This is a genomic window from Azospirillum sp. OGB3 (genome assembly GCF_014192915.1).
Taxonomy (GTDB): Bacteria; Pseudomonadota; Alphaproteobacteria; order Azospirillales; family Azospirillaceae; genus Azospirillum.
Genome location: NZ_JACHYN010000045.1, coordinates 1 through 9,815 on the forward strand (window position 1 = coordinate 1; position 9,815 = coordinate 9,815).

11 protein-coding genes are annotated in these 9,815 nt (G+C 62.9%); 6 read left to right on the forward strand and 5 right to left on the reverse strand.

Annotated features, from left to right (window positions below; all coding sequences use genetic code 11):
- From FHW79_RS31815 to FHW79_RS31835, 5 genes are all read right to left on the reverse strand, one after another.
- Positions 1-242: TRAP transporter small permease subunit (locus FHW79_RS31815; protein WP_183182619.1), on the reverse strand; the 242-nt coding region annotated here is incomplete at its 3' end.
- Positions 243-315: 73 nt separating this feature from the next.
- A complete protein-coding gene (locus tag FHW79_RS31820; RefSeq protein WP_014199983.1) occupies positions 316-1,305 on the reverse strand; it encodes a TRAP transporter substrate-binding protein in 990 nt (329 codons plus the stop codon).
- 130 nt (positions 1,306-1,435) lie between these two features.
- Positions 1,436-1,771 carry a cupin domain-containing protein gene (locus tag FHW79_RS31825; RefSeq protein ID WP_014199982.1) on the reverse strand — a complete coding sequence of 112 codons (336 nt, stop codon included), beginning with the start codon at positions 1,769-1,771 and terminating at the stop codon, positions 1,436-1,438.
- 48 nt (positions 1,772-1,819) lie between these two features.
- The gene (gene kduD / locus FHW79_RS31830; RefSeq protein ID WP_040138199.1) at positions 1,820-2,578 is read right to left on the reverse strand and encodes a 2-dehydro-3-deoxy-D-gluconate 5-dehydrogenase KduD; all 759 of its coding nucleotides are present in this window, start codon (positions 2,576-2,578) and stop codon (positions 1,820-1,822) included.
- A complete protein-coding gene (locus tag FHW79_RS31835; protein WP_183182620.1) occupies positions 2,575-3,411 on the reverse strand; it encodes a GntR family transcriptional regulator in 837 nt (278 codons plus the stop codon). Before FHW79_RS31835 ends, kduD begins: the two co-directional genes overlap by 4 nt.
- A gap of 290 nt (positions 3,412-3,701) precedes the next feature.
- Between FHW79_RS31835 and FHW79_RS31840 the strand changes: the two genes are divergently transcribed.
- The 6 genes from FHW79_RS31840 to FHW79_RS31865 all read left to right on the forward strand — a co-directional run bounded on the left by FHW79_RS31840 (position 3,702) and on the right by FHW79_RS31865 (position 9,662).
- On the forward strand, positions 3,702-4,736 hold the full coding sequence (locus tag FHW79_RS31840; RefSeq protein WP_183182621.1) for a DUF262 domain-containing protein: 1,035 nt from the start codon (positions 3,702-3,704) through the stop codon (positions 4,734-4,736).
- Positions 4,733-5,320, forward strand: a complete 588-nt coding sequence (locus FHW79_RS31845) for a HEPN domain-containing protein (protein ID WP_183182622.1) — start codon at positions 4,733-4,735, stop codon at positions 5,318-5,320. The genes FHW79_RS31840 and FHW79_RS31845 overlap by 4 nt, the downstream gene beginning before the upstream one ends.
- A gap of 242 nt (positions 5,321-5,562) precedes the next feature.
- Entirely contained in the window at positions 5,563-6,258 is a 696-nt protein-coding gene (locus FHW79_RS31850; protein WP_247884722.1) for a GntR family transcriptional regulator, read from the forward strand.
- A gap of 21 nt (positions 6,259-6,279) precedes the next feature.
- Positions 6,280-7,764, forward strand: coding sequence for a mannitol dehydrogenase family protein (locus tag FHW79_RS31855; protein WP_183182623.1), 1,485 nt, complete (start codon positions 6,280-6,282; stop codon positions 7,762-7,764).
- Positions 7,765-7,836: 72 nt separating this feature from the next.
- Positions 7,837-9,033: a mannonate dehydratase gene (gene uxuA / locus FHW79_RS31860; protein ID WP_183182624.1), complete on the forward strand. Its 1,197-nt coding sequence runs from the start codon at positions 7,837-7,839 to the stop codon at positions 9,031-9,033.
- A gap of 434 nt (positions 9,034-9,467) precedes the next feature.
- A complete protein-coding gene (locus tag FHW79_RS31865; RefSeq protein ID WP_114859926.1) occupies positions 9,468-9,662 on the forward strand; it encodes a hypothetical protein in 195 nt (64 codons plus the stop codon).
- The last annotated feature ends 153 nt before the right edge of the window (positions 9,663-9,815 follow it).

Sequence of the window (9,815 nt, forward strand, 5' to 3'; positions counted from 1 at the left end):
CCGACGGCGGCGCCGATGAGGGTGACGTAGAGGACCAGCACGATGGCCAGGCTCTCCGCCCAGGTCGGCGAGTCGTTCAGCACGTAGCGGCCGAAAACCTGATAGAACACCACGCAGACGATGGCCATCAGGCCGACCATCGCCACGCACATCCCCGACCGCGCCAGCCGCGCGTTCACCCGCGTCAGCAGGCCCGCGCTCTGCGGGGGGCTGTGGTCCATTGCTTGCAGCTCGATTTCCATGCCGCCGGCTCCCCTCGAATGACGCGGCGCCGCCCTTCGGTCTGCCGAAGGGAAGCGCCGCGTTCGACTGTGCTTACTTCGTGTCCTGGATGCGCTTCACGAGGCCGTCCAGCTTCGGCGTGCTCGCGAACTGCTTGTAGACGGGAGCCATCGCATCGATGAACTCCTGCTTGTTCGTGACCTCGACGATCTGGGCGCCGGCCTTCACGACCACGTCCTTGGACTTCTGCTCACGCTCGTCCCACAGCTTGCGCATGTAGGGGACGGAGTCCTTGGCGGCCTTGCGGATGGCGGCCTGGTCGTCCTTGGACAGGCGGTCCCACGAGACCTTCGAGAAGACCAGCACTTCCGGCGCCATCGCGTGCTCGGTCAGGGTGAAGTACTTGGCGGCCTCGAAGTGGCGCGAGGACTCGTAGGACGGGTAGTTGTTCTCCGCCGCGTCGACGATGCCGGTCTTCAGCGCGGTGTAGACCTCGCCGAAGGGCATCGGCGTGGCGTTGGCGCCGAGCGCCTGGATCATGGCGACGAACAGGTCGGACTGCTGCACGCGGATCTTCGCGCCCTTCATGTCGGCCAGCGTCTTGTACGGCTTGGCGGCCGAATACATGCTGCGCGAGCCGCTGTCGTAGAAGGCCAGGCCGATCATGCCCTGGCTTTCCATGGCGGCGAGGATCTCGTCGCCGATCGGGCCGTCCAGCACGGCGCGCATGTGCTCGGTGGAGCGGAAGATGAAGGGCAGGGCGGTGACCATCGTCTCCGGGACGACGTTGTTCAGCGGCGCGACGTTGATGCGCATCATGTCGAGCCCGCCGATCTTCAGCTGCTCGATGGTGTCCTTCTCGGTGCCGAGCGCGCCGTTCGGGTAGACCTTCACGCCGAGCTTGCCGCCGGTCCGCTCCTTCAGGAGCTTGTCGACGTACTTCACGGCCTCGACGGTCGGGTAGTCGGCCGGATGGATGTCCGCAGAGCGGAAATCGCGGGCCACGACCGGGGTGGCGAGCAGGGTGCAGGCCGCGCAGGCGGCGAGAAGGGCGGCGCGGATACCGCGGGTCGAAAGATGCATAGCGTGTCCTCCTGGCGATTCTTAAGGCAGCTTCAGGCTGGTTCTTTGGTTTGGACGGTTGGGTCCGGGAGCCGCCCGGCGCGTGTTCCCGCGCGCCGGCCAGCGGGTGATGTCAAAGGGGTGATGTCGTTCAGGCGAGGAAGTCCTCGCGCGGGGGCGTGAAGATGTCGAGCAGGACGCCCGGCTCCAGCGCCACGACACCGTGCAGGGCGTTGGACGGCACCATGTAGCCGTCGCCGGTGCCCAGCCGCCGGGTGACGCCCTCGATGGTGACGTCGAAGGCGCCCTTCTCGACCACGGCGCACTGGACGTGCGGGTGGCGGTGCTGCGGCCCGATGGCGCCGGTCTCGAACTCCACGCGCACCATCATCATGGCGTCGTTGTGGCCGAGGATCTTGCGGCGCACTCCGGCGCCGAGATCCTGCCAGTCCACCGCCTCGTCGATCACGAAAACGTCCGTGCTCATTCTCATCTTCCCCTTACTTTCGCAGGCGGCCCCTGATCGCTGACCCGGTCAGCGGGCGAGCCAGCCGCCGTCCACCGGCAGGATCGTGCCGTGGACGTAATCGGACGCATCGGAGGCCAGGAACACCGCGGGTCCGCCCATGTCGGCGGGCTCGCTCCAGCGTCCGGCGGGGATGCGGGCCAGAATTTCGGCGTTGCGGCGCTCGTCGGCGCGCAGCGCGGTGGTGACGCTGGTCGCGACGTAGCCCGGCGCGATGGCATTCACGTTGATGCCCTTGCCGGCCCATTCGTTGGCGAGCAGCCGGGTGATCCCGGCGATGCCGCTCTTCGACGCCGCGTAGGAGGGCACGCGGATGCCGCCCTGGAAGGACAGCATGGAGGCGATGTTGATGATCTTGCCCTTCCGCCCGTTGCCCAGCGCGTAGCGTCCGAAGGCCTGGCAGAGGAAGAAGACCGACTTCAGGTTCACGTCCAGAACGGCGTCCCAGTCGGCCTCGGTGAAGTCCAGCGGGTCGTCGCGGCGGATCAACCCGGCGTTGTTGACCAGGATGTCCAGCCCGCCGAGCGTGCCGACCGTTTCCTCCATCAGTGCGGGGATCGGGGCGATGCTCGACAGGTCGGCCGGGATCGCGGCGAAGCGGCGGCCCAGCCCCTCGACCAGCGCGCGCGTCTCGTCCGGCGGTGTGCGCCCGGCCACGGCGATGTCGGCGCCGGCCCGCGCTAGGGCGACCGCGATGGCCTGCCCGATGCCGCCGTTGCCGCCGGTGACCAGGGCGGTCTTGCCGGAGAGGTCGAAGGGGTTGGTCATGACGGGGTGCTTTCTGTCTTCGTCTTGGACGGGGTCTTCGACGAGTCGTCCGGCTGCGCGCCGGAGAAGAAGAAGGGGTTGGCCCCCTGGGTGTTCGGAACGGATTCCAGCAGGGCGCCGAGATGGATCGTCATCAGCCGCTCCGCCTCGGCCGGGTCGCGCGCCGCGATGGCGTCGACGATGCCGCCGTGCTCGGCCAGCACATGCGGGATGCGGCCGGGCTCCGGCAGGGTCAGGCGGCGGTAGCGGTCCACCTGCATCTTCACCTGCTGGGCCATGTTCCACAGGCCGGGGAAGCCGGCGATCTCGGAAATCAGGCTGTGGAACGCCTCGTCGGCCTCGTGGAAACCGTCGAGATCGCCCGCCGCCATCGTCTCCTGCTGGAGCAGGATGTTGGCCCGCAGCGCTGCGATCTGGCTGCGCGCGGCGCGGACGGCGGCGTAGCGGACCGCGGTGCATTCCAGCGAGGTGCGGATCACCACCGCTTCGGGAAGGGCGTTGACCGGGATGCGGGCGACGAAGGTGCCGGACTGCGGGAAGATTTCGACCAGCCCGTCGTCGGCCAGCCGCAGCAGAGCCTCACGCACCGGGGTGCGGCTGACGCCGAAGGACTCCGCGACGTGCTTCTCCACAATGGGCTCCCCCGGCTTGCGCCGCATGGCCACGATGTCCCCGCGCAACGACCGGTAGATCTCCGCGGTGGCCGTGGCGCGGGCGGACAGACGCGGTTCCTTCGCGGTTCCCAAAACCGTTTTGGGCGTCTTGCCGGGCACGGTCCCCGGAGCGGTTCCGGGCGGTTGAGCGTCCAGGGCGCGCCTGGAAGTCGAAGCCATTGCAGTCCTCCCCATGCGCCGGCCCGTGCCCCATCCGGGGCCGGTCCGTGCTGTTCCTTGAGGAAGAGCATATTAATATATCAGCGTGGCGCGCAAGCCTGATTTTGAGGAAGGGGCGAACATTTTTGTGGGGGGCGGGGAGGGGGTGGCGTTGGTGTATCCATCCGTTTCGTGAGAGAAGCAGAGGCTAAGATTTGGGCTTGAGATGCCCATTCGCGTCAGATTTTTCTTGTGAGAGCGATGCGATTTGGTGCAAAAACAGGTTGGGATGTAAGCAATTGGGACGGAAAATGACACAATCTGCAACGTTGAGCTTACATACCATTGATTATCCGTTTGAGACACTAGCTCAACGGGCGAAAGCTAATCCTCCCAAGTTGATTCTCGATCCAGAATTTCAGAGAAAATACAAATGGGATAAAGATGGCTGGGGGCGGGCATCGAAATTTGTTGAGTCCTGCCTGATGAGGATTCCATTGCCATCTTGTTACTTCGCAGAAAACGATGATCGAGCGCATCTAGTAATTGATGGTGTTCAAAGAATAACGACCATAATTCGTTTCATGGATGATGAGTTCGCGCTTGAGGGAATGACGGCATTTCCTGAGCTTAACGGGAAAAAATTTTCCGAGCTCGGCTCTCTCGCTGCCGACTTTGAGTCAACAACCATTAGATGTGTTGTTCTTCGAAATGAGAACCCGCGGGAACTCATTGCTGAGATTTTTTCTCGCCTAAATAAGGGAGCAGTAGAGCTATCTGATCAAGAAATCAGGCATGCTCTCTTCGCAGGGCCTTTTGATAAGTTGCTTGGTGAGCTTTCTCAGGCTCCGGCAATTAAGAATTTTAAAATAGGGAAAAATGGACAAACAAAGAAGGACTCGCGAGAAGGCGAAGAGCTTGTGTTGCGCTATTTTGCGTTTAAGGAAACTTCAGGTGAATACAGTGATAATCTAACTAGATTTCTTGACCAATTTATGGAAAAATCAATGAAATTCGATGAGAATAGAATTAATGATTTGCGATCAAATTTTTTAAACAGCTTGAATTCTTGTCATCTGGTATTTTCAGATGACGATATTTTCTGTGACATTAGCAGAAACCGGAGAAGACAAGGGATTGTCTATTATGATCTTCTCATGGGTTCGCTTGGGGATATCAATGAAGATATTCTGAAAGACAAAAAGGAAAAAATACGGGAAGCATTTTCCGAGCTTTGCAACTCTCCAGAGTTTAGGCGTCTAACTGCTGGAGGGCTTCAGAGAAAGACATCAATTGCCCGTCGTAATGCGCTTTGGGGTAAGAAATTAAAGGAGGCAATTAGTTGATTAACGATAGTCTTCTTCAAAAATTTATAGACCAGTTCGACAATCTGAAGAGAGTTGTTGCAGCGTCAAGTGCGCGGTCAATTGAAGATCCTCCAGACCCTCTGTTCTATGAAAATCAAAATGTATTTGTAAAGTCTTATCTTGTTAGTGCTTGCTCAATGTTAGAGGCATTCATACAGGATTTAGCAATTGCATATATTGATAATATTCAAGCAAGAATTAATGCGGCTAATCTGCCATTTAATTTTGTGGTCTGGACTGTTGGACACGAAAAAGCAAATTTAGACTTTAAGTCATTCGAGTCAGCGAAAGGCAAAAAGGACATATCTGATATAATATCTCCAAATTATGGGAAAACAGTAAAAGCATTTCAAAAAATCGGAGTAGATTTGTCATCTTCCGATGCTCAGGCACACAAAGATTTTATATCATCAATCGTTGAGAAGAGAAATAAAATTGTCCATTATAACGATGAAGCTCTTGACCTTAGTTTTTCTGATGTTATGAGTGTTATTGATAGGTTCAAAGATTACTGTAAATGCCTTTATATGGCGGTTTCCGATAGCCCCCATCTTAAATGTTAGGTTTTAATGCATTCTGAGAGATTCTGTATTCGTGAGTATGTGCTTGGCTAAGAGCGCAGATTATAACATCTGCTGTTTCTAGAAGAATCAATGGCTTGAGCTCATAGAAACGAGTTCTTGATCCGCGCTCTATGAGCAGCCGGTCATCGACGTTTCCAAACGGACTGTGACCCCAATCGCGCCCCCTTGCCAGCCTCCGTCCGCGATGGCATACTAGTATGCAAGTTGCCGCGATGGACGCCATGACCGACTCGCCGACCTCATCCGCCCCCACCGACATCCGCGGTCCTCGCCTGCACGGGGTCTACGACGCCCTGCGCGCCGCCGTGCTGTCGGGGGAGATCCGCCCCGGCGAGGGGATTTCGGAAACCCGCGTGGCCGCCCGCTACGGCGTCAGCCGCACCCCGGTGCGCGAGGCCTTCCGCCGGCTGGCCGACGAGGGATTCCTACGCATCGTGCCGCAGGTCGGGACCTTCGTGGCGCCGATCCAGCTCGGCGCGGTGTCCGACAGCCAGTTCATCCGCGAGACCCTGGAATGCCGGACCGTGCGTCTGGCCGCCGAGCGGGCGGCGGCGGCGGACGTCGCCTCGCTCACCCGGCTTCTCGACTCGCACCGCGCGGTGATGTCCCCCGACCGTCATTCCGAGTTCTTTGCCCTGGACGAGGCCACCCACGCCGAACTGGCCCGCATCGCCGGGCGTCCGGCGGTGTGGGACCTGCTGGTCGCCGTCAAGGCGCAGCTCGACCGCGTGCGCTTCCTGTCGCTGCACAGCGAAGGCTGGGCGGCGAAGATCGTCGGCGAGCACCAGAGCATCGTGGACCGCGTCGCCGCCCGCGACCCCGACGGGGCGGAGGAGGCCATGCGCGCCCATCTGCGCACCGTCTTCGCGGCGGTGGACGAGATCGCCCGAACCAACAGCCATTTCTTCGAGACGTAAAGCCCTTATGCGGAGTGTTCCATGCGCCTGAGCCCCGACACGCTGCCCTCCATGCGCCCCGGCGTGCAGCGTCCCGGCTATGACCGTGCCGCGCTGACCACCGGAATCGTCCATCTGGGCATCGGCGCCTTCCACCGCGCCCATCAGGCCGTCTACACCGACGCCGCCCTGGCCCGGTCCTTCGGTCCCTGGGGCATCGCCGGGGTCAGCCTGCGCAGCCCCGACACGCGCGACGCGCTGGAGCCGCAGGGCGGCCTCTACACCGTCGCGGTGCGCGACGCCGCCGGCGAGCGGCTGCGGGTGATCGGCTCGGTCACCCAGCTGCTGGTCGCTCCGGAGGACCCCGCCGCGGTGCTGGACCTCCTGACCCGCCCCTCCGTCCGCATCGTCACCCTGACCGTCACCGAGAAGGGCTATTGCCACGACCCGGCGACCGGCGCGCTGAACGAGGCCCATCCGGACATCGTCCACGACCTCGCCAACCCGGAACGCCCGCGCAGCGTGCCCGGCTTCCTGGTCGAGGCTCTGATCCGCCGCCGCGCCGCCGGGGTGGAGCCCTTCACGGTGCTGAGCTGCGACAACCTGCCGAGCAACGGCGACACCGCGGCGGGCCTGCTGCGCCGCTACGCCGAGCTGCGCGATCCCGCGCTGGGGACGTGGTTCGCCGGGAACGTCGCCTGCCCGAACAGCATGGTCGACCGCATCGTGCCGGCCACCACCGACGCCGACCGCGACCGCGTGTCGGATGGGCTGGGCCTGCGCGACTCCTGGCCGGTGGTGACCGAGCCGTTCAGCCAGTGGGTGATCGAGGACCGCTTCCCCACCGGGCGCCCGGCCTGGGAGCTGGAGGGGGCGGAGCTGGTCCCCGACGTCCACCCCTATGAGACGATGAAGTTGCGCCTGCTGAACGGCAGCCACTCCACGCTCGCCTATCTCGGCTACCTCGCCGGCTACGAGACGGTGTCGGACACCATGGCCGATCCGGCCTTCGCCCGGCTGATCCGCGGCCTGATGGACGAAGAGGCCGGACCGACGCTGCACATGCCGCCCGGCGCCGACCTTGGCCATTACAAGGACGCGCTGATCGAGCGCTTTCGCAATCCCGCCCTGCGCCACCGCACCTGGCAGATCGCCATGGACGGCACGCAGAAGCTGCCGCAGCGGCTGCTCGGCACCATCCGCGACCGGCTGGCCGCCGGGGCGCCGATCGACCGGCTGGCGCTGGGGGTGGCGGGCTGGATGCGCTACGTCTCCGGTACCGACGAGGCCGGCCGCCCCATCGACGTGCGCGACCCCATGTCCGCCAAGCTGGCTGAGCTGGCGGCGCAGGCCGGGCCGGACGCCGATCGTCTGACACCCGCCCTGTTCGGGCTGAGCGCCGTCTTCGGCGACGACCTGCCGCGCGATCCGCGCTTCACCGCCGCCGTGACCGACGCGCTGCGCCGGCTCTACGCCGAGGGCGCCCGCGCCGTCGTGCAGTCCGCCGTGGAGTCGACGGCGGGCTGAGGCGCCCATTTTTTGTGAATCCCCTAGAGACATGCCGGACCCGGCACGCACGACTTCTTCAAGGAGCAGACCATGGAACAGACTTGGCGTTGGTTCGGCCCGGACGATGTGATCCGGCTCAACCACATCCGTCAGACCGGCGCCACCGGCATCGTCACCGCCCTGCACCAGATCCCCTACGGCGTGGTCTGGTCGGTCGAGGAGATCGAGGAGCGCAAGGCGATGATCGCCGCCGACCCCTCGCTCGGCCTGCGCTGGAGCGTGGTGGAAAGCCTGCCGGTCCATGAGTCCATCAAGATCGGCGAGGGCGACCTGGCACCGCTGTTCGACAACTACCGCCAGTCGCTGCGCAACCTCGCGGCCTGTGGGGTGACGACGGTCTGCTACAACTTCATGCCGATCCTCGACTGGACCCGCACCGACCTCGCCGCGCCGGTGCCGGGCGGCGGCACCTCGCTGCGCTTCAACGCCTTCGAGCACGCCGCCTTCGACGTCTTCATGCTGGAGCGTCCGGGCGCCGAGGACGACCATGCGCCGGAGGTGCTGGCCCGCGCCCGCGCCTGGTTCGACAAGGCGTCGGAAGCCGACAAGAAGAAGCTTCTCACCAACATCATGGCCGGTCTGCCGGGCGCCTTCGACCGCTACGACATCCCGGGCCTGCGCAAGATGCTCGACCGCTACAAGGACATGAGCCACGGCGCGCTGCGCGAGACGCTGGCCCGCTTCCTGCGCGAGGTGATCCCGACGGCGGACGAGGTGGGCATCCGCATGTGCATCCACCCCGACGACCCGCCGCGCCCGCTGATGGGTCTGCCGCGCATCGTCAGCAACGAGGACGACCTGGACTTCATCGTCAACGTGATCGATTCCGAGGCCAACGGCATCACCTTCTGCACCGGCTCGCTCGGCGCCGGGGCGAAGAACGACGTGCCGGCGATGATCAAGCGCTTCGCCCCGAAGGTCACCTTCGCTCATCTGCGCAACGTGAAGAAGGACCCCGACGGCTCCTTCCAGGAAGCCGAGCATCTGGGTGGCGACGTCGACATGGTGTCGGTCGTCACCACGCTTCTGGAGGAGCAGAAGCGCCGCAAGGACGCCGGCAACCCGAACTGGCGCATCCCCTTCCGCCCCGACCACGGGCACGAGCTGCTGGACGACGTGGGCAAGAAGACTCACCCCGGCTACCCGGCGATCGGCCGCCTGCGCGGTTTGGCGGAAATCCGCGGCGTAATGACCGCGGTGGCCTCGATGCGCCAGCTCCCGGTCTGATTCATTCTTGAGAGGAGGGGAGCGCCTCGGGTGGCGCTTCCCCCTTTCACAAGCGAGATGTGCCGCAGTGGGGCATCCGGTGCGGCCTTGTGCACGGGCTTGGCCGATGTTGCCACCAGCCTGCGGCTTCGTGCCGCGCGTCCAAGCCTGCCGTCATGCCGCTCCGGGAAGGGTAGGGCGGGCAAAAGGTCGTTTGCATTCGAATAAAATCCCCCGCAAGCGGCCTGGAAATGCCCTGTCTTCTTTTTCTCACACCCCTCAGGTTTATCCTGAGGCATGGTTTTTCCAACGATTTCCATTGCTTAGTGCCTTCGTCACTTTCTTTTGGCAGACGAGCGAAAAGCTATGGCAAAAACATCACAATCAATTAAAATCAAGATTGTGGTGTCGACCCTTCGCGTGTCCGCACCCTGATGACAAGGGAAGTGATTGGGATGAGCAACCGCCAGAATCCGCGATACGCCGCCGCCATGCTTCTTCGCGTGGTCGCTGCGAACGGGCGCTGCGATGTTCGTCCGATCGATCAGGTGCCGAAGAGCGCCCAGGAGATCGAACTCGAACGCTTCCTGCACGATGGCTTCGCGCCCCAGCCGTCCTCTCGCCGGCGGGCCGTTTCCCTCCGCGCCTGACCCGAAGGGCCGCTTTCAGAAAAAATGCGGAGCGATGAAAAAAGCACTTGCCGGGTTCATCCAACCCGCCTATAACCCGGCTCCCACGACGCCGGGGCCGCTGAGAAGCGCGACGGCGGCAAGGGATCGGCAGAAATGCCGAAGACGAGACGA

Excerpts from the sequence above, each read along its gene's own strand:
- FHW79_RS31820 (WP_014199983.1), bottom strand. The coding sequence starts at position 1,305 with ATGCATCTTTCGACCCGCGGTATCCGCGCCGCCCTTCTCGCCGCCTGC.
- FHW79_RS31825 (WP_014199982.1), bottom strand. The coding sequence starts at position 1,771 with ATGAGCACGGACGTTTTCGTGATCGACGAGGCGGTGGACTGGCAGGAT.
- kduD (WP_040138199.1), bottom strand. The coding sequence starts at position 2,578 with ATGACCAACCCCTTCGACCTCTCCGGCAAGACCGCCCTGGTCACCGGC.
- FHW79_RS31835 (WP_183182620.1), bottom strand. The coding sequence starts at position 3,411 with ATGGCTTCGACTTCCAGGCGCGCCCTGGACGCTCAACCGCCCGGAACC.
- FHW79_RS31840 (WP_183182621.1), top strand. The coding sequence starts at position 3,702 with ATGACACAATCTGCAACGTTGAGCTTACATACCATTGATTATCCGTTT.
- FHW79_RS31850 (WP_247884722.1), top strand. The coding sequence starts at position 5,563 with ATGACCGACTCGCCGACCTCATCCGCCCCCACCGACATCCGCGGTCCT.
- FHW79_RS31855 (WP_183182623.1), top strand. The coding sequence starts at position 6,280 with ATGCGCCTGAGCCCCGACACGCTGCCCTCCATGCGCCCCGGCGTGCAG.
- uxuA (WP_183182624.1), top strand. The coding sequence starts at position 7,837 with ATGGAACAGACTTGGCGTTGGTTCGGCCCGGACGATGTGATCCGGCTC.
- FHW79_RS31865 (WP_114859926.1), top strand. The coding sequence starts at position 9,468 with ATGAGCAACCGCCAGAATCCGCGATACGCCGCCGCCATGCTTCTTCGC.